General features: G+C 46.9%; 23 protein-coding genes. 14 read left to right on the top strand and 9 right to left on the bottom strand.

Annotated elements, in window-relative coordinates:
• The first annotated feature begins 87 nt into the window (after positions 1 to 87).
• The gene (locus tag ACEW9J_RS08710; protein WP_373544744.1) at positions 88 to 1,569 is read left to right on the top strand and encodes a tetratricopeptide repeat protein; all 1,482 of its coding nucleotides are present in this window, start codon (positions 88 to 90) and stop codon (positions 1,567 to 1,569) included.
• A gap of 1,050 nt (positions 1,570 to 2,619) precedes the next feature.
• Here the strand turns inward: ACEW9J_RS08710 and infB are convergent.
• Positions 2,620 to 5,736, bottom strand: a complete 3,117-nt coding sequence (infB, locus tag ACEW9J_RS08705; RefSeq protein ID WP_373544743.1) for a translation initiation factor IF-2 — start codon at positions 5,734 to 5,736, stop codon at positions 2,620 to 2,622.
• A 159-nt stretch (positions 5,737 to 5,895) separates the two neighbouring features.
• Here infB and ACEW9J_RS08700 point away from each other — a divergent pair, with 159 nt between their 5' ends.
• Both ACEW9J_RS08700 and cobA read left to right on the top strand, forming a co-directional pair.
• Positions 5,896 to 6,174: a hypothetical protein gene (locus ACEW9J_RS08700; protein WP_373544742.1), complete on the top strand. Its 279-nt coding sequence runs from the start codon at positions 5,896 to 5,898 to the stop codon at positions 6,172 to 6,174.
• A 187-nt stretch (positions 6,175 to 6,361) separates the two neighbouring features.
• Entirely contained in the window at positions 6,362 to 7,900 is a 1,539-nt protein-coding gene (cobA, locus tag ACEW9J_RS08695) for a uroporphyrinogen-III C-methyltransferase (protein ID WP_373544741.1), read from the top strand.
• Between the two features lie 539 nt (positions 7,901 to 8,439).
• On the opposite strand, the gene ACEW9J_RS08690 is transcribed toward cobA, so the two are convergent.
• Positions 8,440 to 8,889, bottom strand: coding sequence for a single-stranded DNA-binding protein (locus tag ACEW9J_RS08690; RefSeq protein ID WP_373544740.1), 450 nt, complete (start codon positions 8,887 to 8,889; stop codon positions 8,440 to 8,442).
• 209 nt (positions 8,890 to 9,098) lie between these two features.
• On the bottom strand, positions 9,099 to 9,329 hold the full coding sequence (locus tag ACEW9J_RS08685; RefSeq protein ID WP_373544739.1) for a hypothetical protein: 231 nt from the start codon (positions 9,327 to 9,329) through the stop codon (positions 9,099 to 9,101).
• Between ACEW9J_RS08685 and ACEW9J_RS08680 the strand changes: the two genes are divergently transcribed.
• Complete coding sequence (locus tag ACEW9J_RS08680; RefSeq protein ID WP_373544738.1) at positions 9,319 to 10,005, top strand: TerC family protein; 687 nt, start codon at positions 9,319 to 9,321, stop codon at positions 10,003 to 10,005. The genes ACEW9J_RS08685 and ACEW9J_RS08680 overlap by 11 nt on opposite strands.
• Before the next feature lie 151 nt (positions 10,006 to 10,156).
• Here the strand turns inward: ACEW9J_RS08680 and ACEW9J_RS08675 are convergent, their stop codons facing one another.
• Positions 10,157 to 10,897 (bottom strand): hypothetical protein, encoded by a 741-nt coding sequence (locus ACEW9J_RS08675; protein ID WP_373544737.1) that lies wholly within the window; start codon positions 10,895 to 10,897, stop codon positions 10,157 to 10,159.
• Positions 10,898 to 11,134: 237 nt separating this feature from the next.
• Here ACEW9J_RS08675 and ACEW9J_RS08670 point away from each other — a divergent pair, with 237 nt between their 5' ends.
• Both ACEW9J_RS08670 and ACEW9J_RS08665 read left to right on the top strand, forming a co-directional pair.
• Positions 11,135 to 12,859 (top strand): S-layer homology domain-containing protein, encoded by a 1,725-nt coding sequence (locus ACEW9J_RS08670; protein ID WP_373544736.1) that lies wholly within the window; start codon positions 11,135 to 11,137, stop codon positions 12,857 to 12,859.
• 94 nt (positions 12,860 to 12,953) lie between these two features.
• The gene (locus ACEW9J_RS08665) at positions 12,954 to 13,547 is read left to right on the top strand and encodes a hypothetical protein (RefSeq protein ID WP_373544735.1); all 594 of its coding nucleotides are present in this window, start codon (positions 12,954 to 12,956) and stop codon (positions 13,545 to 13,547) included.
• Positions 13,548 to 13,764: 217 nt separating this feature from the next.
• On the opposite strand, the gene ACEW9J_RS08660 is transcribed toward ACEW9J_RS08665, so the two are convergent.
• Positions 13,765 to 15,795, bottom strand: coding sequence for a putative bifunctional diguanylate cyclase/phosphodiesterase (locus ACEW9J_RS08660; protein WP_373544734.1), 2,031 nt, complete (start codon positions 15,793 to 15,795; stop codon positions 13,765 to 13,767).
• Between ACEW9J_RS08660 and ACEW9J_RS08655 the strand changes: the two genes are divergently transcribed.
• The 7 genes from ACEW9J_RS08655 to ACEW9J_RS08625 all read left to right on the top strand — a co-directional run bounded on the left by ACEW9J_RS08655 (position 15,782) and on the right by ACEW9J_RS08625 (position 22,782).
• A complete protein-coding gene (locus ACEW9J_RS08655) occupies positions 15,782 to 16,975 on the top strand; it encodes an FAD-binding oxidoreductase (protein WP_373544733.1) in 1,194 nt (397 codons plus the stop codon). The genes ACEW9J_RS08660 and ACEW9J_RS08655 overlap by 14 nt on opposite strands.
• A 133-nt stretch (positions 16,976 to 17,108) precedes the next feature.
• Positions 17,109 to 17,759, top strand: a complete 651-nt coding sequence (locus ACEW9J_RS08650; protein ID WP_373544732.1) for a fasciclin domain-containing protein — start codon at positions 17,109 to 17,111, stop codon at positions 17,757 to 17,759.
• Positions 17,760 to 17,876: 117 nt separating this feature from the next.
• A complete protein-coding gene (locus tag ACEW9J_RS08645) occupies positions 17,877 to 19,067 on the top strand; it encodes a glycosyltransferase (protein WP_373544731.1) in 1,191 nt (396 codons plus the stop codon).
• Positions 19,068 to 19,297: 230 nt separating this feature from the next.
• Positions 19,298 to 19,672, top strand: coding sequence for a hypothetical protein (locus tag ACEW9J_RS08640; RefSeq protein ID WP_373544730.1), 375 nt, complete (start codon positions 19,298 to 19,300; stop codon positions 19,670 to 19,672).
• A gap of 379 nt (positions 19,673 to 20,051) precedes the next feature.
• Entirely contained in the window at positions 20,052 to 21,155 is a 1,104-nt protein-coding gene (gene wecB / locus ACEW9J_RS08635) for a non-hydrolyzing UDP-N-acetylglucosamine 2-epimerase (RefSeq protein WP_373544729.1), read from the top strand.
• A gap of 289 nt (positions 21,156 to 21,444) precedes the next feature.
• Entirely contained in the window at positions 21,445 to 21,852 is a 408-nt protein-coding gene (locus ACEW9J_RS08630; RefSeq protein WP_373544728.1) for a hypothetical protein, read from the top strand.
• A gap of 276 nt (positions 21,853 to 22,128) precedes the next feature.
• A complete protein-coding gene (locus ACEW9J_RS08625) occupies positions 22,129 to 22,782 on the top strand; it encodes a Uma2 family endonuclease (protein WP_373544727.1) in 654 nt (217 codons plus the stop codon).
• Positions 22,783 to 22,957: 175 nt separating this feature from the next.
• Here the strand turns inward: ACEW9J_RS08625 and glmM are convergent, their stop codons facing one another.
• From glmM to ACEW9J_RS08605, 4 genes are all read right to left on the bottom strand, one after another.
• The gene (glmM, locus tag ACEW9J_RS08620) at positions 22,958 to 24,349 is read right to left on the bottom strand and encodes a phosphoglucosamine mutase (RefSeq protein WP_373544726.1); all 1,392 of its coding nucleotides are present in this window, start codon (positions 24,347 to 24,349) and stop codon (positions 22,958 to 22,960) included.
• Positions 24,350 to 24,410: 61 nt separating this feature from the next.
• Positions 24,411 to 24,953, bottom strand: coding sequence for a hypothetical protein (locus ACEW9J_RS08615; RefSeq protein ID WP_373544725.1), 543 nt, complete (start codon positions 24,951 to 24,953; stop codon positions 24,411 to 24,413).
• 90 nt (positions 24,954 to 25,043) lie between these two features.
• Positions 25,044 to 25,187 carry a hypothetical protein gene (locus tag ACEW9J_RS08610; RefSeq protein ID WP_373544724.1) on the bottom strand — a complete coding sequence of 48 codons (144 nt, stop codon included), beginning with the start codon at positions 25,185 to 25,187 and terminating at the stop codon, positions 25,044 to 25,046.
• Positions 25,188 to 25,229: 42 nt separating this feature from the next.
• The gene (locus ACEW9J_RS08605; RefSeq protein WP_373544751.1) at positions 25,230 to 25,424 is read right to left on the bottom strand and encodes a hypothetical protein; all 195 of its coding nucleotides are present in this window, start codon (positions 25,422 to 25,424) and stop codon (positions 25,230 to 25,232) included.
• A gap of 408 nt (positions 25,425 to 25,832) precedes the next feature.
• Here ACEW9J_RS08605 and ACEW9J_RS08600 point away from each other — a divergent pair, with 408 nt between their 5' ends.
• On the top strand, positions 25,833 to 26,057 hold the full coding sequence (locus ACEW9J_RS08600; RefSeq protein WP_373544723.1) for a fasciclin domain-containing protein: 225 nt from the start codon (positions 25,833 to 25,835) through the stop codon (positions 26,055 to 26,057).
• Positions 26,058 to 26,582: the final 525 nt, after the last annotated feature.

Raw genomic sequence — 26,582 nt, 5'->3', positions numbered from 1 at the left:
TAACAAGTAGGGAATAATAAACAAGATTAGATATATTTGTCCTGACAGATAGTCCTCCTTGAAGTAATTTTGATAAACCTACAACTTATGTCGGACTCACAGATCGAGTTTAAATCTGCACAAACACTAGATTTACCCAGGCATCAAGTCAACACAAAAGTCCAAAAATTGTGTCAACATGGTAGTGACAGTGCGTTTAGAGGTGAGCACCAACAAGCGATCGAATTCTATCATCAGGCAATAGCACTCGATCCTAACTTGGTATTGGCTTATTGCGATCGAGCTGGCTCGTTACTGGCATTAAAAGATTATCGACAGGCGGAACTAGACTACAAAACAGCACTCAGGCTCAGTCCAGCCCTAGCGATCGCGGATGGCGGATTGGCGCGGGTATATTATGCCCTCGGCAAGTATCCAGCGGCTTTAGTTGCTTGCAATTTGGCAATTCAACGCGATCCTCAAAATTTAGATTTTTATCACTGTCGCGCTCTAATTAATAAAAAACTCGGCGATTGTCAGAGTATCCTGTTCGATTGTAAGTTTATCCTCGAACAACAGCCCAGTGACATTTCAGCCCGCTGGTTAAATGCCCGCGCTCATTTTCAGCTCGGTAATTATCAAATAGCAATCTTTAACTTTAATCAGTATCTAAACATCCGAAATGATGATTTTTATGCTCATTATTATCGGGGGATCTGTTATGAAAGATTGGGCAATCTCGCCCAGGCATCGATCGATCTCGATCGGGCGATCGATCTCAACGACAAGCTAGCAATCTTGTTCCGCAGACGCGGACGGATCCGACAGCAACTAGGTGATTTTACTAGTGCGATGGCGGACTACGATCTGGCGATCGATTTAGATCCTTACATGGCACAGGCTTATACAAATCGCGCTGATATCTATATCAGTCGCGGGGACTATCCCAGAGCGTTGATGCAATCCAATCAAGCCATCTACCTCAATCCTCAGCTCGTAAGTGCTCACTATCAGCGGGGCGTAATTAATACTGAAGTTGGCAATCTTCATGCCGCGCTAGCTGATTATCACCGTCTGATCCAGATCGATCCACAGGATCTCAACGCTTATATTCAACGGAGTTGGATCTACTTTCGACATGGTGAATACCCCGCAGTGATGCAAGACTGCGAAACGGTGCTAAGTATCGATCGCAGCTCGATTCCTGCCAATTATTTATTGGGGGTAGTGCAATCTTTGTCAGGTTTTAAACAAGAGGCGATTTTTAGTTTTACGAAGGTGATGGATTATCACCCCAGCTTTATTTGCGCTCTCTATCATCGGGGACTATTGCAGTACGATCTCAAGAATGTCGAAAAAGCGATGAGTGATTTTCAGCTAGCCCAAAAAATTCAAAGTCAAGGCTTAGATTGTACTGCCAAGCGCGATGAGACTGGACTGTATGCCGAAGGGTTGGCTTTGTACCACATGGGGCACTCAGCTACCGCCAGAGTCATTCTACAGCAAGCAGCGTTAGTCGCTCAAAAGCTCAAAAGTGCTGTTTTTTATCGACAGATTACATTCACGATCGAAGCTCTAGGTATGGATTAGACTTCCTGCGAAAGTTAGGCTTTAGGCTTTAGGGGAAACTATAGAACCCATTTGAGATCTTCTGTCTTGTCGGTTTTTTATTCGGCGTCGTTTTATTCGGGAGTTCCCCCCGAATAAAAAACGACAAGACGAGGGAACCTCCGAATAAAACCGCCGCTAGTGGGGGAGGACGAGTTCGTGTACCTTCGGTAGGCTTCGCCAACGAGATCGAACGGCAAGATCGATATTGGCTGGCATAAACCCGCCTCTACAGATCCATAAAATATATACGGATGAATTTATGGATCTGTAGGGGCGGGTTTGCGGCGCGCGCTCTGGAGGTTTCCTCCAGGTTTAGCGCCACAAGACAATGCTAGAAATTTCCGCCAAGCACCAGCAAATCCAAACAAACCCGCTCGATTCCTTCTCAAAAGATCTTAAATGGGTTCCATAGACGAAAACAATACGAAAAAAGGTTATGTTTTTACTTTCGCAAGAAGTCTATTGAGTTGTCCGAGCTGAAGCGGGAAAAAGCCGATGTTCACTCGCTCGAACCCATTTGAGATCTTTTCAGGAAAAGAATCGATCGCCAGATATCAGTGAAATTCATCCCTAGAGTGAATTCTAGCCAAGTAACTCCCAACTACAATCTAGAGTGAAGTGAATGCCGCACTACGCAACTCACACGCCATCCATACGCAGCGACTCGCGCTCGTCGGGTTCCCCGACGGTTTAGCGAGTCAAGACAGGGGAGTTTGAGGGGCGGCGTTCCGCCTCTGGCACGGTGGGTCTGGGGGTCGGAACCCCCAGATCCGGGTTCTGTCCACACCAGTAAAACTCGCACCCTACAAGCTCTCATCGCTGCCGATTAGCTTCTTACTAGAAGACCTCAAATGGGTTCCACATAGCAGATTTCAATCGCGGGTATGAAAGACTGGGTGACGGGGTGACTGGGGGATTTCGGAGCACAAAAAGGCAAATCATACCTTAAATCAGCAATGCCCAGATTAATTAAGAAACCCAGCTTCTTTTAGAAGCTGGGTTTCTCAATCGATCGAATCGCGTTACAACCTAAACGGGTGATAACGTCCGACGCTTGCTGACCATTTGGAAGGTTTCGATAATGTCACCTTCTTCCCAGGCATTAAACTTATCTAAGCGGATACCGCATTCAAAGCCAGCATTGACTTCACGTGCATCATCCTTGACCCGTTTGAGCGAATCGAGTGTGCCACTAAAGACCACCTGACCCTTGCGTTGAACGCGAATGCTACAGTTACGTAGAGCCTTACCAGACAGGACATAACATCCAGCAATGTTGCCACGTCCAGCTTGGAATACTGCTCTGACTTCCACTTGTCCGAGCGGTTCTTCGACTTGTTCGGGGTCGAGTAGACCTTCCATCGCGGCTTGGATATCGCTGAGTAGACTGTAGATGATGTTGTATTCACGGACATCGACACCAGCTTCATCAGAAGCGGCACGAGCACCACTAGCGAGGGTGGTATTGAAGCCGATAATTACGGCACCACTGGCTGCTGCTAGATCCACATCAGTTTCGGTGATTTCGCCTGCGGCGGAGAGGAGTACGCGCACCTGGACTTCATTTTGGGGAAGTTGGCGGAGCGAACCGAGAATTGCTTCGACGGAACCTTGAACGTCAGCTTTGAGGATCAGGTTGAGTTCTTTGAGTTCTCCTTCCTGTGCCTTGGCAGACAAACTATTCAGGGTGACGCGACGGGAAGCCATCATCTGTTGGAGTCGCGACTGACGACGTTCGGCAGAACGGACATCAGCAATGGCGCGAGCTTCTTTCTCGATGAAGACTTCAAACTCGTCTCCCGCTTGAGGTACATCGCTCAATCCGAGTACTTCGACGGCAAAGGATGGCCCAGCAGCTTCGACGCGCGCGAGGCGGTCGTCTACCATCGCCCGAACTTTACCAAATACATGTCCAGCAACTAGAGTTTCACCAACGCGGAGGGTGCCATTTTGCACTAATAGAGTGGCAACAGGGCCTTTGGCTTTGTCGAGGTGAGCTTCAATTACCGTACCACGGGCAGTCCGGTCGGGATTTGCTTGGAGGTCTTCGACATCGGCGACTAGCAGGATCATCTCTAGAAGAGTATCGAGGTTTTCGCCTTTGAGGGCACTGACTTCGACCATGATGGTGTCACCACCGAGATCTTCTGATTGAAGATTGAAGGCGATTAACTCCTGTTTGACTCGGCTGGCATTGGCACCTTGTTTATCGATCTTGTTGATGGCGACGATAATCGGTACTTCTGCCGCTTGTGCGTGACGGATTGCTTCGATGGTTTGAGGACGGACACCATCATCAGCCGCAACGACGAGGATGGCGATGTCAGTGACCCGCGCACCCCGCGCTCGCATGGCGGTGAAGGCTTCGTGCCCTGGAGTATCGAGGAACACTACCTGCTGAGTTTTACCTTCATGTTCCATGTCCACATGGTAGGCACCGATATGTTGGGTAATACCGCCTGCTTCTCCTTGGGCTACTTTGGTCGATCGAATGGCGTCTAGTAAAGTAGTTTTACCATGATCGACGTGACCCATGATCGTGACTACTGGCGGACGACGTTGGAGCAAGTCATAGTCACCGATATCGAGCATTTCGGTAACTTTCGTCGCCGCAGCTTGTTCGACACCTGTTACCACTGCCACGCCCATTTCTTCGGCTACCATCGTGGCGGTACCCGCATCCAGGATCTGAGTGACGCTGATGGCAATCCCTTTAAAGAATAGCTGTTTGACGATTTCAGTTTCCGGCACGAGCAGCATTTCAGCTAAATCGCGAACGGTGATACTGCCCATGAGCGTAATCGATTCGGGCTTGTCAACAGTAGCTTTCTGTTCCCGTTTGTTGTTACTACTGCGTTCTTTGGCCTGTTGATCCCCCTTCATCACGGGTTTCTTGCGTTGAGCAGGAACCGCTGCTGGTCGGATACCGCCGCCACTACCGATCTTCTGTTTGGCAGGTCTGGCAATCGACAAACTCACGATGGTTTCGTTCGAGTTATCGTTACCATCTAAATCATCATCTTCATCATCCTCATCGATGACGACTGTTTTGACCCGCTTCCCTTTAGCCGGAACTTTCGCCTTGGCGGTTTCAATTTCTTCCTCTTCTTTACTCCAGCCTTTACCTTTATTGACTGGTTTTCTCAGTGGTGGCCGCTTGAGTTCGAGATCTACTGTGGTCGGAGTATTATCATCTTTGTCATTTGCAGCACCGTCTTTGCTGGGCGCACCTGGTCGGGTGGGACCACTGCCTTGCGGCTTGATCTGAACGATCCTTGCGGGGGGACGGTTTAGGGGTGGTGCGGCATTTTCAGATTTAGCCACTGGTCGGCGGACGACTCCAGTTGCTGGACTCCGTGTTGGGGCACCAACTGCGGGTCGGTCGCTGGGTTCGCTCTTGACTTGTTGGGATTTGGGAATGGGTTTACTTGGAGCTGCGGCACGGTTGCCCTGCGGCATTTTGCCATCGGAGTTATCGCCATTGGCTGGCTCTGAGGACTCAACAGCCTCAGGACGGGCTGGTGGGCCGGATAATTGGGGCTTTGGTGCTGGGGGTGCAACTGGGCTAGCAACTTTAGCACGAGTGGGGGTGCTTCCTTCAACATTCAGTTCGGTACGTTTGACCGGAGTAACATTTTCCCCTACAGGTGTCGGACGTACGACTGGACGGCTAGGACTTGGCGATTGCGTCGCTGGTCTCAGTGGCGGTTGGGTTTGTACGGGTGGCTGAGGCATCAAGGATGGCTTAGTCGGGCTATCACTCTTGTGCTCGATCTGCAAAATGCGGGCTTTGGGTTCGGTTGGTCGCACAGCTGCGCCCTGACTGGCTAGTGGTGCCGCAGTTCGCGGCGCATCTGCTTTAGCAGCAGGAGCGGGGTTTGGTGCGGATGGTGACTTGGGAGGCTCACTCTTCGGGGCAACAGGAGACTCCACCTTGTCAGTTATGACCTGACGGGGTGCCTTGTTTTGACGATCGGGAAATTTCTCGTTAGCTGCTTTGGTAATCTGCTCTGATTCTGCTTCAGAAATGCTACTACTATGGCTTTTGACCACAATATTTAAGTCCTCACAAATCCCCAATAAATCCTTATTTTCCAAATTCAATTCCTTTGACAGTTCGTATATTCTGACTTTGCCGTTGTTCATCCACTATGTCCCTATTTATGATATCGATTTTGGTGTAGATTATGACTCGATCTAGGCAAGACCATATATTTGTCTACACAATGTTAATTTTTTGATGATGAAATTTAGTATATTTAGATGAAAGCTATTACCTGGTAGTGGGTTCCGAAAATTGTAGCGATGCTACGTGATGCTGGTGGCTCCCAATCTGTTGTTGACCAACTCGTTGGCGTTGGCGTTAGCCTGTGGCTCCATCGCCGCCTTTTTCCCTGGGAGCATCGCTGTCTTTTCTTACTGCCATCGTCGTTAGGGGTGGCTAACCGCCTCGTGGAACTGACGGTCGCAAGCTGCTACACAGTGCTTGTTGATGTCAGCGGCATTACCGATCGTCAACGGGGAATCATATTATATTCTTACACCAATTTGTCATTATTGGCGAGTCCGATCGACAATTTGTGATAGTGTGATAGGTTTAGCCGATCGAAGATCGCCAGCAGCTTAAATTAGGTGTTAAATGTTAGCGATTTGGCATCGCCCGATGAGAAAACCAGATCGTTTCTGCGGTTTCGGGCAAGTCAGCCGAGCGATCTATACCAACACCACTAACCTGCGTCTTTAATCAATAATTATTTATCCTTCACGGTTAATGAGCAAAGTATATATTGTGGGTGCGGGACCTGGGGATGTCACTTATTTGACGATGCGAGCGCAACAGATTCTGACTCAATCCGAGGTATTGATTTATGATGCTTTAGTCGATCGCTGCTTGCTAGATTTAGTCCCTGTTAGTTGTGTGCTAGTCAATGTGGGCAAGCGGGGCGGACAACCGAGTATGCTCCAATCCCAAATCGATTTGTTGCTGGTGGAATATGCCCAAACAGGACGGCTGGTAGTCCGCCTCAAGAGCGGCGATCCCTTCATTTTTGGGCGCGTTACTGCCGAAATTGATGCCCTAATTGCTGCTGGTTGTGAATATGAGATCGTCCCAGGACTATCGACCGCTTTAGTCGCGCCGCTATTGGCGGGGATACCACTCACAGATCCCGTATTGAGTCGAGGTTTTGCGGTAGTTACCGCTCATCTCCCTGACGATCTCGATTGGGAGGCGTTGGCGCGGATGCCGACAGTAGTGATTTTGATGGGAGCTAACCAACTGGGCGCAATAGTCACTCAGTTATTAAAACACGATCGATCTGTCAATACGCCGATCGCGATCATTCGCTGGGCGGGAACAAAGCAACAGCAAGTCTGGATATCGGATTTAGGTCAAATCGTCTCTGAGACTGCGACTAGTGAGCTATCGCCAGCAGTAATTGTGGTGGGAGAAGTAGTGAGATTGCGAGAGTATTTACAGTGCGGGATGTCGATTGCTCCAGTCAGCCCCGATTTGGCAGCAGCAGAGCGTGCCAATTGTGTCGCCATTGCTGGCAAAACCATCCTTGTTACCCGCGCTACCGGACAAGCTAGTGAATTTTCCCAAATGTTGCGATCGCGTGGCGCACGGGTGCTAGAACTGCCCACACTAGAGATCGTTCCACCGACTAGTTGGCAGGCTCTCGATCTCGAGATCGACAGATTGAGTGATTTTGATTGGTTGCTACTGACATCCGCCAACGGTGTGGAGGCATTTTTTACTAGGTTTCACGCTGCGGGTAAAGATAGCCGCGCCCTCGCCGGAATTAAAGTCGCTGTCGTCGGTCAAAAAACCGCCCAATCGCTCCAACCAGAGGGGATTACTCCCGACTTTATCCCGCCAGATTTTGTCGCTGATGCTTTAATTAGTAATTTCCCGATCTCCCCAATTGGACAAAGGATTTTATTTCCGCGTGTCGAGACAGGTGGACGTGAAATTTTAGTCCAAGAATTTACCAATCTGGGAGCCACAATCGTCGAAGTACCCGCTTATCAATCCCAATGTCCAGCGACGATCGATCCTAGCATCCTACTCGCCCTACAACAGCAGCAGGTCGATATTATTACCTTCGCTAGTTCCAAAACAGTCAAACATTTTTGTCAACTAATCGGCACCAGCTTACCATCTGGTTGGCAAGAACGAGTATGTATTGCCTCGATCGGCCCGCAGACTTCGGCTACCTGTCGAGAGTTATTGGGTAAGGTCGATATCGAAGCAACTGAGTATACTCTACCTGGATTGGTGACAGCTCTAGAACTAGGATTTGAGTAAGCTCACAGCTTGCATCAGCGACGCGCTCTCCGTCTGTGCCTACGGCAGGCTTACGCCAACGACACGCCTCGCTTTGCTCGTCTACGGGGAACCCGATGGTTTAGCGAAAAGTGCGGGAACAGGGATTTCCCCGCTTGGGTTCGTTCCATGGTCAACTGGTTATTTCTCCCGCCCAGTGGGTTCCCCGCCGGGACGATACGGTGGTACAGGCAAGTGGAGCACCTTTTCAAGACAGCGGCGTTTTTATGTCTAGGGTTCCCCCGTCTTGTCGTTTTTTTATTCGGGGGAACCCCCGCCTAAAAACGCCGCCGAATAAAAAAGCAACGCACACAACCTGGAGGTTTCCCCTCTTGGCACACACAAACGGGAGCGAACGTCCCGTTCGATGCGCCGCTCCAGGTTGTGTGCGTCAAGACAACGACAAGACAGCGCGTCAAGACAGTTGAAAAATACTAGTGCTAAACGTAGATCCAGGGTACCCACGAGGGGCATCCCTACAGGTTAATTGTGTAGGGGTGCCCTGATCGAGTCTGTTGAGACTAAAACGGAATTTTATCGGTATCTTCATCGAAGCTGGGCGGCTCTTCGATCCGAGCTGGAGCCGGAGTGCTAGCTCGACTAGATGAAGGCGACATCGTTGTTGTAGCGGCTGCTGTGGATGTCACAGCGGGAGAATCGATCGCCATCATGTGGTATAGACGACTCGCAACTAGTTGGGCGCGTTTTTCTTTATAACCATCGCGCTCGATCGTATTCATCTGCAACCGACCTTCGATCGTCACGCGATCGCCGATCTTATAATTTTCCTTCATTTCTGTTGCCAAATTTCCCCAGCCAACAACTTCGATCGTGGGATGTCGATCGTCTACGCGACTACCTGGTGGTGGCGAAAACTGGACGAACATATCCGCTACTGCCATCTGATTGTCAGCCGTGTAGCGTAATTCGGGATTTTTGATAATCTCCGCCATCAAAATGCAACTATTCATAAGTTAGGTAAGAATTAGGGTTGAGGGACAAGTCACATCCGCTGGTAGATGCTTCCTCACTTGTACGTTGCACCAAGCAAAACACAAGGTAAAGACTTCAAGTATATCTTAGTATGAAAATACTGTTCGATCGCCATTAATGGCGATCGACAAAGCCAAATAATCATAACATTGGCGACCCTAGCATCGATCGTCACATTACGGGATTGTTAACTTCTCTGACACAGTGCGGTAACTGGTCGATGGCGATCGACGAGATTAACGTTCCAGTTACAATTAAGGAAACAATCCTGAAGTTTGGTAGAATTATAAATTACTAGTAATCTAGCAGCAACAACTTTGCCGATGTCGCTGCTAGTCAAAAATCGTTGGCGTAGCCTCTCCCTCGGAGAATCGCTCTGACCATTGCCCATCCCATTCACTTTATCGATGATAGACAAACCGATCGAGTTACCAGTAGATGTTGGTCTGTCCACACCAATTCTCCTCTTAGTACTAGTCGCATTAGAAGCAGTACTCTCCGCCGACAATGCGATCGCGCTAGCATCCATTTCCCAAGGCTTGATTGACGAAAAACTTCGTCCGAAAGCATTAAATATCGGTCTGCTCTTTGCCTATATTTTGCGGATGACGTTGATTGTCGCCGCGACTTGGGTAGTACGATATTGGCAATTTCAAGTTCTAGGTGCTGCCTACTTACTCTGGCTAGTGTTTCAATATTTCACAGCAGGTAAAAATGAAGATGGCGAACAGCAACGCCCTCAGTATACTTCTCTATGGCAGGTGATTCCGATTATTGCTGTGACGGATTTGGCTTTCTCTCTCGATAGTGTCGCTACGGCGATTGCTGTATCAACCGATACTTGGTTGGTGATTGCAGGAGCGACGATCGGGATTATCTTACTCAGATTTATGGCAGATTTGTTTATCCGCTGGCTAGATGAATACGCTCATCTAGAAGATGCTGGCTATGTGGCTGTAGGTTTGGTCGGGATTAAGCTCTTGGTACGCGCTCTCTATCCCGATCTGGAGATTCCTGAGTCGTTAACGATCGTCCTGGTAGCCATTATTTTCACTTGGGGATTTTCGCAACGGAAGGAATCAGCCCAGGAGTAACAGTTGACAGCTAACACTGTTGGCGATAGCCTGCCGTAGGCACAGTGTTGACAGCGAAGTTTTTAGGCTGGGGCAATCCCCAGCCTAAAAACAATCCACAGCGAAGCTAGAAGTCATTGAGCGAAAATCCTCAATCCGTTGGCGTAAGCTGTCAAACATTTAAAACACTCTTTTTGTCCTCTAGAACCTTTGCTGTAAGGGATGCTGCATCTAATAAACTACTAAGCTCAGGCGAAAGCTCCTTCCAGCCTAATTCAGCCTCACGAGCACAGAAAATCTTGGGATGTCCCATCGGTAGAGCCGCATGACAATCGATCGGTAACTCTTTGCCGTTTTCTCCAGCCAATGCTTGAGCCAGGATACAGCCAGCACTTCCCGCATCATAAATTACTACACCACAACTATTTTGGCCTGGATCGACTCGGAGTATCTTATCCAGCGTCAGCCGGATACTGAGCTGAAAGGCAATTACCAAAATCAGCGTCAGCATTCCATCACTAACTAGGATGGAAGCTGGAATTGCTGGATCGATAAACCAATTAGCAATTGCCGCGATCGCTACAGAACTTGCGATCGCAGCTTTAGCGATCGTGAAGATAAATTCACCATCAATGTACTTCGATACCTGCTGATAAATCCTGAACGCCCAAAATAGTCCAATTTTGATACTAATTTCTAGTACCACAAACTTTCCGAGGTGCCACGGTGCCATAGGTATGAGGTCAAATCCCCACTCACAGCCGATCGCTGCAATAATTGAAGTCAGGAACAAACCAACATCGATTGACGTCAGAATAGTATACTTCTGATGATTGGAAAGTACATTTATAAGTTTTTCGAGAGTTGCCGCTGTAGCTTCAATACTCAATAAAGATCGGCTTTTAGTGGGCATAATATTATGACACAATCGACGGTTTTAAATAAGTTAAATTAAAGTTTCGATCGAGTTTTAAACTTGATTTATAATCTTGGTGACTACGAACACAACTAATCTTGTAGTATGTATTTTCAAAATTGCCCACTGTGTAAACTTACAATAAATAAACAACCAACTTCTCTCGATCCGGAAATTTGTAGTATAATCATGAAGTGACAAAATTTATCCGGTGAGGAGTGCACTAGAGAAACCATGAAACAAAACAATCAAAAGTCTAATTTCAAACATGCTCAGATCGGTCGAATTGCATCCTTATTACTAGGATCGGTCTTTACGGGTGTATTAATTGCCCTGAGTCCAGCGAGTGCAACACCCGTTGCATCCAGCAATAACAGTTCATTAAATAAAGTTGTAGCATCTGTACCTTTAGTTGATGCAGTTAAAGCAACTAACACCACCGCACCCGCGACTCCAGCAGCAAATAAAGTTGCTCAAGCTAGCGATGTAGCTGGTAATTGGGCAGAACCTTTCATCAGAGTTCTAGTTGACAAAGGTATTATTGCTGGTTATCCAGATGGTACTTTCAAACCCGACCAAGCGATCACTCGTGCTGAGTTTGCTGCCTTATTAAACAAATCCTTCACCCTTCAACCAATTCGGGCTGCACGTAAATTTAAAGATGTCCCCAACCGATACTGGGCATCCGAAGTCATCCAAAAAGCTTACCAAAGTGGATTCCTAGCTGGATATCCCAATGGCACCTTCGCGCCAAATCAAAATATTATTCGGATTCAAGGTTTAGTTTCCATAGTCAATGGTAGTAGACTAGAACCCTCCGGCAATTTAGACCTCAATAGCGTCTTCGGTGACGCAGCTCAAGTCCCTAGTTACGGTCAAAATGCTCTGATTGCTGCAACGCAACGATGCGTAGCTGTGAGTGTCGAGTACGACAGCAGCAAGCTTCCTGGTGGAAACTTTGGGCCGAACACCGTAGCAACTCGTGCTGACGTTGCCGCTTACATTCACCAAGTACTAGTTGGTTCGGGCCGACTGACTGCACTCGACCCGTCTAGCCCTGCCAACAAGTACATTGCATCTTGCCCCAACGGTGTGTATGTCACGAGCATTACTGGTACTCCAGATGCTCCCAAAGTCACTGCTGATGAAGCGATCGCCAGGTTGAGCATCCCCAGCCAATTACCAGAAATCTCTGCTGGTGCAGTCAGAACTTATCCTATTGGTGGTTTGACTACTCCAAGTGCTTTTGGTGCCAGCACGGGCTTCTTTGTGGGCGCAGGCTATCAAAACCAAACCCGTCCGAACATCTATGGTAATCCACCAAACGCAGCAGGTGCGCCGCCACAAGGTGGTAAAGGGCCGGAAACTTATGCCTACTCCGCTGGGGTTGGACTAGGTGATGCTCGTAATTTCTTTGGCTTAGAAGCTGTTGGGACTACATACACTCGACAGGGTGCTGGTTCCTTCGAGAACGGTGGTATTAGTTTCAAGATTCACAAACAACTCGGCGATAACTTTGCGATCGCTGGTGGTTTTGAAAATGCGATTACCTTTGGTAATAATTCCGGCGTTGCTGGCAACAACAGCGATGGTGGTGTCAATGGCGGTCGGACTGGCTACGGTGTAGCTAGCGTCATCCTCAACCCAGATCCAAATCTAGGCTTCTTTAGCAACACCACTCTATCAGTTGGTGCTGGTGCTGGTCGCTTCCGCACAGTTGGTGATATCCGCAGTGGTCGGGATACCATCAATGTCTTTGGTAGTGTTGGTACTCGTATATTACCCTTTGTTACACTAATTGCTGACTGGAATGGTCAAGATTTAGGCGTTGGTTTACCTATCTCGATTCCTTTGGGTGGTGCTTCACTCCAAATTACTCCAGCATTCGTCGATTTAGTCAACAACGAAACAGGCGGTTCTCGCTTTGTTGTTAGCGGTGGTTTAGGATTTAGTTTCTAATCTCAGCTACTCGATTTGTTAACTGTTGGAAATTTAAGGATCGATCCTCAAATTTCCAACAGCACTATTCATCCCCTTCATCATGAGTATCAACATGAAAATATCATCTTATTTGTTAGGACTGGGTGCTGTAGCTACTAGTCTAGTCGCACTCAATCTCGCTCCTGCTAGTGCCCAAATTGGCAATGGTTCCGATAACGGTAACATCTTCAACTCGATCACCAGCGCTGGTGGTGGTGGTTCTGTCGGTAGCGGCGAACCTGCTTATGTCTCTGGGAGCCAAAATGCTGTCAACCAGCTTTCACAATCTTTGACAGCTAATACTGTTGGCGATGCAGCCACATTTGATGTGATCAATGGTGCAGCACCTGCACCTTTAGTTGCAGCATTGTTACCTGCTGGTGTTGCTGCTGATGGCGCAACAGGCAGAGCTGCTAGCAATCTTGCTAATACCGTGCAAGGGATGCGCTCTAGCAATGGAAATATCAGTGCCACCAAGCTCAACGCATCGGTTGGAGCCTACAATGACTACGTTAAGGCTTTAGTCGGCGAACTCGGCCCTGAGAAAGCATTGAGTGACGCACCCAACGGACAAAAAGCTCTCCAATCAGTGTTAGGTCAACTAATTCAAGTTGCCAGCCAATCTTCACCTACAGCGGCTCCTACTCCACCCGCTCCTCCTAGATAGTAGATATAGCAATCCTATCTGAGTTCTTTGCAGTAACAATCTGTAGGATTGCTTGCGCTCTAAAGGTAAAGATGCTTATTTAAGATCGCCATACCTCTAAGTTTGCTAGATCGCTAGTTATTAAATTACAGGAACAAGAAGAAGCTTTTCTTGTTCCTGTTGTTTTTGCAATCCTAAATAAGAATTGCTCTCAAATTTGGATAATAGATTAGCGAGACTAACTGTGAGGATGAGATAGATTTTGATGCCAATAACTATCTGGTGTAATCATAGCTTCAAAATCCGATGCAGGCAAAGGGCGACTAAATAAGAAACCCTGAACGGTATCGCAATCGATCGATCTCAAGAACTCCAATTGTTCGACTGTTTCTACCCCTTCAGCTACGACATTGAGATTTAATTCGTGTCCTAAATTGACAATAGTTCTGACAATCCCTGCATCGATCGTATTTGCCCGAAGTTCTCGAATAAATGAGCGATCGATTTTGAGTCCATCTAGGGGTAAATACTTGAGCGCAGCTAGGGAAGAATAACCCGTACCAAAATCATCCAAAGCGATCTTAACACCTATTCCTCGGAGAGATTCTAAAATCGCGATCGTCAGGTCTAAATTTTCGATCGCGATACTTTCAGTAATTTCTACTTCTAATTCCGTCGGTGAGAGTTCAGCTTCTGCTAGAATCGCGACGATCTTATCGATTAAGTTGCGATCTTGGAGTTGTCTAACTGAAAAATTAACGGCGACTGGAAAATTACCCAGTCCCATATTTCGCCAAATTTTTTTCTGCTGACAAGCTGCTCTAATTACCCATTCACCAATTTGGACGATCGATCCAGTTTCTTCGGCAATTGGAATAAAATCAGCAGGATTAATTAGTTTTTGATGCAGTTGACACCGGATTAAAGCTTCGACTCCAACAATTTTTCCAGTTTGAGTATCCAGTTGTGGTTGATAATGTAGTAGTAACTTTCGCTCGTCGAACGGATTGCCCTTTGCATGAGCGATTGCTCGATCGATCGTGTTTTCTAAGTACAGTCGATTCTCTTTTGGTACGAGTATTTTGGCAACCGGAACGTTACCCCCGCTGGGATGATAAATCTCATAGCTATTGCCATTAGTTTGGGCGCATTTAAGTGCAGCATCAGCATGTTGAAGTAATGTATCGACACTTTCGCTCGTAGCGATAGCAATGCCGATACTAGCTTTGGTGGATAATAAGTTAGTCTCTAAGGTATGAAAATCTCGATCGAAAGCAAAGGGAAGATTGAAACAATTTAAGATCCGATCGGCAACTCGATTTACAGCCGAAATATTGCTCAGACAGGGAACGATCAGTGCAAACTCATCCCCACCCCAGCGTCCAATTAGTGCCTCTGTCCCCAAGATATTTTCTAAGCGTTCGGCAATTAGTTGCAGCAATCGATCGCCAACTCCATGACCGAGACTATCATTAATATCTTTGAACCGATCTATATTGACAAGTATTACTGCTAAAACTTCACCAGTAGACGGCATTTTTGCCAAAGCTAGAGTCAAGTATTGATTTAATAGTTGTCGATTGGGTAAGCCAGTTAAAGTATCATAATAAGCTCGATCGCGAACCATCTGCTCGACGCGTTGTTGCATCACAGCCACATACATCTGCATCGCTAAACTTTGAGCTAATTGCAATTGACGATCTGTCCACTGAAAATCTTGGTTGAGAATAGACGCAGATCTAAATATAGTCAGACAGCCAACACATTGACGGTGGTAACGGAGGGGCAAGATCAGTAAAGACTCAATCCCCGCCAGATCGAAAGCAGGCATCAACGGTGCTAATGCTGGTTGTTGGGATACCCGATCTACTGGATAAACTTTTGCTAGGGGCTGTACTGTAGCGGCATCGCTCGACTGGGAAGTCAGATGCGGATAGATCGGATTTTGCCACAACGAATTTTTTTCAATCGGGGTGGAAGTACGCGGCTGTAAGCCATAGCTATAGATTTGCGCGCGTCGAGCTAGGGGTTTTGCCAGGATCAGGAGTCTACTACCATCAGCATTGAGAGCTTGAGTGATGTCTGCGAGTAATTCTGACTGGATCTGGGGTGCAGATGGTGGCGAACACAACATCTTCATAATTTGCTGCACTGGTTTTTCAGCGGCGGTTCGGCGATTGAGGATGAGTAAATAGTGATAGTCTGGATCGAAGAAGCTACAATTTTTACTATTTGCTGCTAACGAGTGAGATTTTATGGGCGACAGCACTAATGATATCCCAATGCCTCCCCATCTGCCGACGAGCGCAGCAGAACTTGCCGAATTAGTTACCATTGCCAACCTGGATCGATCGCCACTAATAGTCGCCGGAAACAGCACTAAACTAGACTGGGGCGGGATTGTTAGCGGTGGTAAATCGCTTGTGAGTACTCAGAAACTCGATCGCTTAATCGCTCATGCTGTCGGCGATCTGACGATTACCGTCGAGGCGGGGATGAAGTTCGCCAAATTGCAAGAGATTTTAGCTACCGCTGGGCAATTTTTACCCCTAGATCCAGCCTATCCCGATCGAGCCACAATTGGCGGCATTATTGCCACGGCTGATACTGGCTCCCTGCGACATCGCTATGGTGGCGTCAGAGACTTGCTCCTGGGCATCACTTTTGTCCGCGCTGATGGCAAAATCGCCAAAGCTGGCGGACGAGTAGTCAAAAATGTAGCTGGCTACGACATGATGAAGCTATTTACTGGCTCCTATGGCACGCTGGGGATTTTGACAGCAGTGACTTTGCGGGTGTATCCAGTCTCCACCACTGAGGGAACTGTGATTCTCACCGGAGCGGTAGATCGGCTCGCGAACGTGGCTAAAATTCTCCTCGCCAGTACTTTGACCCCGATCGCCGCAGACGTGGTTTCTACGGCATTTAGTCAGCATCTGAAGATTAGTAATACTCCCAGCTTAGTAGTGAAATTTGCCACAATTCCTGAGAGTATCGCCCAACAGTCAGCACAGTTGCTAGAGATTGCCAAAGGATTGGGGTTAAAGGGTGGTACTTGGCAAGGAGCGCAAGCAGCACAACTGTGGAGTAGCATTCAAACCGGAATTTGGGGCGACCGTCCCATTGGCTGTAAATTAGGTGTCAGACTCACCGCAGCAGTAGCAACGATCGATCTGCTCGATCGATTGACAGACAATACAGCCAAAGGCGTAATTCACCTCAATAGTGGCATCGGAGCCATCGCGATCTCAGACTCGCACCATATTATTGCCCCCTTCCGCAGTCATTGTGAATCGGCGGGCGGTTTTCTCTCTGTCTTACAAGCACCTGTAGAGGTGAAACAGCAACTAGATGTTTGGGGTTATCGAGGTAATGCGGTACCGCTGATGCGACAAATTAAACAACAGTTCGATCCATTCGACATGCTCAATCCAGGACGCTGTTTTTAGAAGATCTCGATCGATGAGATCGGCAAGCATCTACAAATCACCGATCGATCCATTTACGGATTGGGAACACAAAACTTAATTGCATGTCATGGAATATCATCAGTGTTCATATTTTTAGTTAGGTTTAATTCCCATGTCTGGATCCATGTTCCAAAAATCGATCGCGGCTACTCTGGGTGCGGCGATTGTCTCCACAGGTCTTTTCGTCAGTATTTCTAGTCATGCCCAAAGTGGTACTCCTGGAACAACTACTAGCCCCTCAACTAGCCCCTCAACTCCTAGTGGCGGGATGACGACTCCTAGTGATGGGTCGATGACAACTCCTAGTGGGGGGTCGATGACAACTCCTGCTAAAACGACGGCTCCTACTGGCAAGACGATCGTCAGTATTGCTGCGGGAAATAAAAATTTCTCAACATTAGTTGCGGCACTAAAGGCAGCAGATCTAGTGGAAACTTTATCGGCTGCTGGTCCTTTTACAGTATTTGCACCTACCAACGCTGCCTTTGCCAAACTACCCAAAGCTACTCTGGCAAACCTGCTCAAGCCTGAGAACAAACAGCAACTTCAAAAAATCCTCACTTACCACGTCGTCTCTGGTGCTGTGACATCCAAGATGCTCAAGTCAGGAAAAGTTGCCACTGTTGAAGGCGGTAGTGTTACTGTCAAAATTCGCGGCAAAAAAGTGATGGTCAATAATGCTAATGTCATTATGGCTGATGTCAAAGCTAGTAACGGTGTGATCCACGCGATCGATACCGTGCTGATGCCGTCTACTAAGTAGTCACTGATGGCTAACTAGTTAATACTAAAAAAGGTGGGTATTACCCACCTTTATTGTTGGAAATTGCCTTTGTCTTGACTTCTACCCGCTTATCCTTTTCCTCTGACTCGTTTTTACATGCTCCGACAGAATTTATTGCTACCCATATCTACAGGCGATTTATTAATCGAGCCGCTACCACCGACGATCGATCGAGAGATCTTATTATCATTAATTATTCCGACCTATCAAGAGCGGAATAATATTGCCCAAATCGTGGAGCAGTTGACGATCGAACTCGATCGACTCATCCCAAATGATTATGAACTAATCGTAGTTGATGATAATAGTCCCGATCGCACCTGGGAATTAGCGCAAGATCTGACCGAGCAATATCCCCATCTGCGCGTCCTGCGACGGACAAAGGAGCGGGGACTAGCAACAGCAGTTATCAGGGGCTGGCAGACCGCCAGAGGGCAGATCCTGGGGGTAATCGATGCCGATCTGCAACATCCGCCTGAAGTCCTGCGGCAGCTATGGCAAGCGATCGAATCGGGAGCCGATCTAGCGATCGCGAGTCGGAATGTCGAAGGCGGTGGAGTGAGCGAGTGGAGTCTGCTCCGTCGCTGTCTATCTAGAGGAGCACAACTACTGGGACTAATAATTCTCCCAGAAACGATCGGGCGGGTGACAGATCCGATGAGTGGCTATTTCCTGCTGCGGCGAGAAACGATCGCCTCAAAAGTATTAAGCCCTGTGGGTTATAAAATCTCGATCGAAGTGATCGGGCGCGGCGATATTGGCAAGATTGTTGAGGTTGGCTATGAGTTCCAAGAACGCCAAACTGGAAATAGTAAAGTTACAGGGCGACAATATCTAGAGTATATTCAGCATTTATTTAGATTGCGACTGGCTCGGAGTGGGAGATTCTTGCAGTTTATTGCCGTCGGTTTGAGTGGGGTAGTAGTTGATATGTCCTTACTATACTTATTTAGCGATGCCAGTACACTTGCCTTACCACTAATATTAAGCAAGATTTTGGCAGGAGAGTCCGCAATTATCAACAATTTCCTTTGGAACGATCGTTGGACATTTGCCGATCTAATTCGCACTCAAACTAGTCGCCGTCAAAAATTTCGCCGCTTTTTGAAATTTAATTTAATTTGTCTGGTGGGACTAATGTTGAGTCTGACGCTCTTGCATCTACTCTACAACTTCGCGATCCACGATCGATATATTGCCAACTTCATTGCGATCGCTAGCGTCACCCTATTTAATTATTGGCTCAATCTCAAATTAAGCTGGCGGGTGACTGATGATTCTGCATAGCCGACAATCCAGATTAAGACAACCTCCTCTGGGGAGAATTATTAGCAGATTTCGAGTGGTATTTACGATCTTATAGATTAATAATGATGTAAAGTTTCTTTAACAGACATACTTTTTTTCGAGTGGATTATCTATATTAATACCATCAGCTTAAACTGATCCCCGATATGGGATTGACCAAAACGTATCAGTTTTAGCCAGTATCCATCTAGATAGCCGGAGCCAATAAAATGCAATCAACTCAAAATCGCACCATTTCCAAAAGTCGTTACATCGCTACAGCTAAAAGCTTCTTAATTTGGTGTTTTGCGCTAACAGTGACCCTGTTAGTAGTTGGTTTCCCATTAGTTGTGTTGATGGCTACCATCGGAGCGTTACTCTCAATTACACTCAACCCAATCCTACCAGTAAGTGCAGTTTTACTAGTTGCTGGTGGCACGATTGTCCTCAATATTTTAGCAGTAGTGGTCGGAGCTGGAGTCCTAACTTCAAAAGGTATTCATCCTCATGAAGTCCGCTGGTTAAGTTGGTTGCACGGTGATGCAAACCCAGTTAACACCACTACTTATGCTACTTGCCCACTCACCTGTGATATTGATTCCTAGAAATCACACTGTTCGGTTTTATTCATCTCATCTATCTCAACCTCAGCTCGGAGCCTTATCCGAGCTTTTTTGTGTTCTTTTTCACAGGATGGTTTGAGTTGTTGCGTAGATCTTTACCCCACCCCTTTACAAGCAGGGCTAATCTATTGGAAAAAGAATAATGCTAAAACCCAATTGTTTCGTTTAACTTCCATCTACATTCGATCGAGACTTAACGACAGAAAAGGGTTAGATCGGTTTTTATCTGGTGGATGGATCAGCCCTGCTTGTAAAGGGGAGGGGGCAAGAGCAACCCCTTTATAGGATGATAATATTGTGTAAATCTTGATGATTGGAGATTGCCCGATCGATCGACTTACTATCCACTACCTACGAGCTTATGATTCCTATCTGTTTTACCCTCGGAACTCGTCCTGAAGCCATTAAATTAGCCCCTGTGATTCGCACATTTCAAGCATCGAGTAAATTCACGACACAGGTGGTTTTAACTGGGCAACATCGAGAGATGGTAGCGCAGGTGATGGAGATTTTTGGGCTAAAAGCCGATCGAGATTTGGATATCATGCAGCATCAACAAACGCTCACAGATATTACCCAACGTAGCTTACAGGGGTTAGAAAAATTATTCCAAGAGATCGCCCCCCAACTAGTTATCGTTCAAGGTGACACTACTACGGCATTCGCTGCCGCTCTAGCAGCATTTTACCAGCAAATCCCGATCGGACACGTCGAAGCCGGATTGCGGACAGACAATATCTACAATCCCTTTCCTGAAGAAGCCAATCGGAGACTCATCTCCCAGATTACCCAGTTACATTTTGCCCCCACCAGTCTCGCCGTCGAAAATCTCCACAAATCCGGCGTGACAGGCGAAATCTATGAGACGGGAAATACCGTCATCGATGCCCTCCTCACCGTCGCTAAATCTCAACCTGCTTGCGATATTCCAGGCTTAGACTGGACTAAATATCGGACTATCCTCGCCACAGTCCACCGTCGCGAAAATTGGGGCGAACCGCTCCAAAATATCGCTGCGTCGATGCTCCAAATCCTGGAGAAATTTCCCGATACGGCACTATTACTACCCCTACATCGCAATCCTACCGTGCGCGAACCACTTACCCAACTGTTGGGCACTCATCCCCGCGTTTTCCTCACCGAACCCCTTGACTATACTCAACTCGTCGGTGCGATCCAACGCAGTTATCTGCTGCTCTCTGACTCCGGCGGGATTCAGGAAGAGGCTCCCAGCTTGGGTAAGCCCGTGTTGGTACTCCGAGACACTACCGAGCGTCCTGAAGCTGTCACTGGCGGAACTGCAAAGTTAGTCGGGACGGATGTAGCCCGAATTACCGCCGCAGCCAGTGAGTTGCTTGGCGATCCTGTGGCTTATCAAGCGATGGCGAATGCAATTAATCCATTCGGGGATGGAACTGCTTCAACACAGATTCTCGCTGCTGTGGAACGGTTTTTTGGAGTGTGATTTTGAGTTTGGAGATTCGATCGAGATAGTGTCAGAACTGCATTACAGTTAGATGGTGGGCAGTGCCCACCCTACTGGGACGACACGACTAAAACTGTGGGCATTCAGAACTCTGAAAAATACAATGAGTAATATTTTGAGCGATCGCTTTACCCACAGTTTTAGTCGTGTCGAGCCACTACATTTATCTACTGGGATCTACTTTTGGGGCACGATAAGGAAATTTTTGCGTTATTTGCAGAGAAATGAGGGAATCATAGGATAGATACCTTATCTCAAGACGTTCTCAATGTTAAAATATGTTTCCTTCTACATATCATTAATTTCAATATTGCCCTTTTTGCTATTTGGATGTAATTCGGCTACTCAACAGACAGAAAAAGTAGCCCCACAGACAGAGGCTACCGAAGCTCCCACACAACCTTCAACCGAAGTTTCAAATGCAACCGAGAGTCCAAGTTCAGTAGAATCAACGCCATCAGTAGCTAAACCAGCAAAGAAAATTGCACCAGGAGAAATGTTTAAGCTTGCCTTTAACGATAAAGCAAGAATTGAATTAATCCGAGTTAATCGAATTGAAAATCGTAATTCAGGTAAAAAAGATTTAATAAATATTCAGTATCAAGTTCGTAAGATAGATGATGGAGTTGCTACTGATGATGTAATAGCTCCTGAGCAATTGAAGGCTCTATCTTAATGAAAATGCCAGATGATGTATACTCTTTTAACCTAAATATACCTTCAACACAAGCTTTTAAAAATGTTCCGATTGAGTCGAACGGACAATAAACTAGTACAGAGCTATGCTGTGGAGCGGTTTTTTGGGGTGTAAGCTGTGGTTTAGATATTCGATCGAGATCGGCGTAGGGTGTGTTAGGCTCAAGCCGTAACGCACCAGTACAGAGCTGAATATTTTTCATTTTATCCATCTCTCAATTTTTGCACAGCAATTAAATCTATAGAGTAGATAGCTATGGTCGCACAAACACCCACTGAAACCACTGCAAATATTATTTATCCAGATAGCGACGGGTTGCCGATGTCCGACAATACTAAACAATTTCGGTGGATTGTCACGATTAAAGAAAATCTCGAACTTATCTACGCCCAAAATCCTGATGTTTTTGTGGCGGGGGATTTATTATGGTATCCAGTCGAGGGCAATAATACCATTCGCCAAGCACCGGATGTGATGGTGGCGATCGGTAGACCAAAAGGAGACAGAGGATCGTATCAACAATGGCGGGAAGAGGGAATTGCACCGCAAGTTGTGTTTGAAGTTCTATCGCCTGGAAATCGGCTGGGGGAGATGCACCGCAAGTTACGCTTTTATGAGCAGTATGGGGTATCAGAGTATTATTTATACGATCCCGATCGACTGGATTTTACTGGTTGGATCAGAAGTGAAGATCGACTAGAATCGATAGAGCAACCGACTGACTGGATTAGTCCATTGCTAGGAATTCGCTTCAAACTAGAACCCGACGGATTAGTAATTTATCGCCCTGATGGTCAAACATTTTCAAGTTTTATCGATCTAGATCTCCGTCGTCAGGAAGCCGAACAACGCGCGGAAAGATTAGCTACCAAGTTACGAGAATTGGGCATCGATCCAGAAAATCTCTAATCTCACATCTTGCAACAGTTTGAAAAGACTAGTGTTAATTGTAGATCTAGGGTACCCACGAGGGGCACCCCTACAGGTTAATTGTGTAGGGGTGCCCCTTGTGAGTACCCTAAGATCTCTGCTTTGTCAGGACAAGACATTGCCCCTACCAAACTTAGATTATTTAAAAATCGATTTAGAAATGTTTTTCGACGATCGCTACTAAATATTCCGTCCAGTATTTAGTCATATCCATACTTTCAGCTTCCACCATCACCCGAATTAGCGGTTCGGTACCAGAGGCGCGAACTAACACCCGTCCTAGATTGCCCATCGCGTCTTGTGCCCGATCTATACCATCTTGAAGGGGTTGACATTTTTCCCAGTTTAAACGAGCTTCGCGATCGTCTACCCGCACATTGTGCAGGATTTGAGGATACGTCTGAAAACTACTATCCACCAACTCAGCCAGCGATCGCCCCGACTGCTGCACGATCGCCGCTAGATGCAGCGCAGTCAGAATTCCATCCCCACTGACACTATGTTGAGGCGAGAGAATATGCCCCGACTGTTCGCCACCCAGCATCGCCCCACTACTAGTCATCTCAGCTTGGACGTATTGGTCGCCGACAGCAGTACGCACAACTTTACCGCCCAGAGCTTGCCAAGCCCGCTCAAAGCCCAAATTTGCCATCACTGTGGTGATAATTTCATCATTCGGGAGCAGCCCCAAGTTGCGAAGGTATTGTCCCCAGAAATAGAGAATATAGTCACCATCCACCTTCCGTCCGAGGTTGTCTACCGCCAAGACTCGATCGGCATCCCCATCGAAGGCAAACCCAAGATCCGCCTGATGGAGGGTGACGGCGGCTTGCAGAGATCCTAGATGTGTCGAACCACACCGGACATTAATGCGATCTCCATCTGCCTCATCATGGAGACAAATTAACTCCGCACCCAATTGCGTAAAAATCTTTGGAGCTACATCCACCGCCGCACCTGAAGCTAGATCGAGGACAATTTTCATCCCGGCTAAACTGACCTCTGGCGCGATCGATTCTTTAATTGCTTCGATGTACTGAGTAATTAATTCCGGCGTGAAGTAAAGATGACCCCATTTTTCTGGCTCCAAACACTGCCCAGATTGTCCTCTGATTCCCGCCTCGATCGCTGCTTGCAATTCCTTGGCTAACTTTGTACCGTTTGCGCCAAAAAACTTAATTCCATTATCTTCCGGCGGATTATGACTAGCCGAAATCATCACACCACCGATCGCATCGCTAGTCGCCGTCAGATGGGCTACCCCAGGCGTAGGACACAATCCCAAGTTCCACACCTCAATCCCCGCTGAGGTAATCCCCGCAGCTAGGGCACTAGCTAACATATCACTAGAATTGCGCGAATCTTGACCGATCACGATCGGTCCGACATCATCAGCCGCCTCACGCAGCACCATTCCCGCCCAGTAGCCTACCTGGAGAGCCAAATTCGCTGTCAGAATATCGCCTACCCTCCCGCGAATGCCGTCGGTACCAAACAGGGGCGAGTTGGGGAGATTGAGATATTCGATCGGGGTGGATGTAATCATATATACAGTGAAGGAAGGTTAGGAGTAGCTTGGTAGATCGTATTACCAAAGGTGGCATTACTCAAGAGCGATACGTGTTTTGAATTCTTTGTGCTTGTTTGAGTAATTGCGATCGATGCAACTGGAAACCACCCAAAGCAGCAACAGATTTTACAGCCCAAGCAACTGTGAGAGTGGATGGAAGTTTTTTGGATCTCCCAGCCTTTAAAACTTCCATCTGAACGGGGTTGAGAATTTCCAATGCTGGAGCATCGGGCTGAGTGCGATGAAGATAGGTGACATGTAGCAGTTCTACCGCAATGACACTTAAAAAGCCCAGCATGGTCTTCATGCCAACAGCAGCCAATCGGTAGCGTTCACTCTGACAGCCAGACTTGAAAATTTTGTGATACTCTTCGACGCGCCAACGGGAAGTATACCAACGTAAGATCGTAGCCGCCATCTCAATAGTGTCCACAACTGCGGTCGTCAGCATCCATTCAAGCGGGGTTTCACCCTCTGGACAATCGATTTCAGTAGCATAGACAGCGTAAACGTTTAAAGGGTCACGATTGTCAAACCGATATGGTGTTCTCAGTTGAACGGGTGAAAATCGGATTGCCAATTTAGTCTTTCGAGCTTGACGGTGAGCGGTCGCGGGGAGATCGATGTCTTGTTCAAACCGAACTGGTTGGGCGGTGATGAAATCCCAGAGTCATTGACTGTTGTGGTCTAAGCTGCGATTATGACTCGCCCGTACCAGCACACCTGTATGTTTGAGCTGACGTACAGTATCGAAAACTTCAGTGATGTCACCTTCGCGGTCAAAGACATGAATGACACGGGTGGAATTTTCCACCTTCTGCTCTAGTTCGGTCAGAGCTTCTACCCAGCGATAGGATTATTTCTGGTCTAACGGTGTTTGACGTGCCGCTTTTCTGGCAATCTTTTGACGTTGTTTTGTCTGTTCTGGTGTTTCAGCTTGAGGCGGTTTGGCTTTATGTTCTCTGTTCCAGAGCTTCTGCCATAACAGTCCAATTGCTTGGGTTCGTTCCATGAGCGGGAAACCCGCTCGGACGAACTCCGCAAAATTCATAAATTCTTTTCAACTCGTTGGCACTTTTGAAGATTTCTGACATTGCTCTGCCAAAGTTTTCACTCAATGCTTTTCCAATCCACATGGCGCGATTATCCAATCGCTCATCTCCCAATTGGCAACTTGAAAAGTTTTTTGTCCACTATTCGAGCATTTTTTTGACCTCTCGCATGTAGCTTTTCTCCACTATATCTCTAAAAGCCTCTTCCTACGGGAATCCTTTCCCCTCTTCGGCTTCAGACTTAACGTGAAAAGTCAGGTTCTCCATACCTTCTCAACTCTAGATGGAAGACCGTAATATGGAGCTAGGAGAATATTATTCCTAAATATGATGAAACTAAGACCGCATTTTGGGATCGGATGATGAGAAGCATTATTGATACTACACCTGAAGTCTGAGAACTTCAGATGTTTAATCGGATGATTCAAATCACAGGTTTAGATATAACCTTGCATGGTGCTGACCCTTTTACTGTATTTGCCCCTCGCGATCGAGCATTTACACAATTGCCAAAAGCAGTGATGCAACTAACTTCAAATGTTTTGCTATTGACTGAAATGGTAAATAGTCACATTGTAGCAGGCGATCTTAGATATCAAGATCTAGTAAGCATGAACAGTCAATCATACTGAAATCGATCGATGGTATATCGCTCCATATCGATCTAAGTGATGGAATTAGAATTGGTAGTTCGACAGTAATTACCACAGAACGTGCTAAAAATGGCACTATTCACTCGATCGATCGAGTCATAATCCCTAAGATACCGCAGCAAATAGGCTGCATAAATGATAGCTCTAGGTCGTATCGATCGGTTTAATGTTTAGAAATGAGATTTATTTCTCTCCTTTTATGCTCTGCATAAATTTAAGACATTTTCATGAAAATACCAAGTAATGCGATCGAAAGAGATGAAATCAACATCAGTAGCCTCGAAAGTAATGCAACACAAAGCTTCCCAACCTCAACGACGCATTCAAAAAATATATTTAGGTTTAGCTGGCTTAGGGCTAATCCTGACTGACTGACACAAATGCCTCAAAAGCAGACAGGGAGTAGGAAAGAGTAGAAAAACATGAGAAGCTAAAGTTATCAACGCTCTAGCTAAAATTCCCATGAATAGTTCTACTCCTCTGTATCTTCAACTACTCGGATTT

The organism is Chamaesiphon sp., assembly GCF_041737865.1.
GTDB lineage: Bacteria > Cyanobacteriota > Cyanobacteriia > Cyanobacteriales > Chamaesiphonaceae > Chamaesiphon.
Note: the sequence above shows the minus strand (reverse complement) of the source record. Positions and strands in the feature narration are given on the sequence as shown.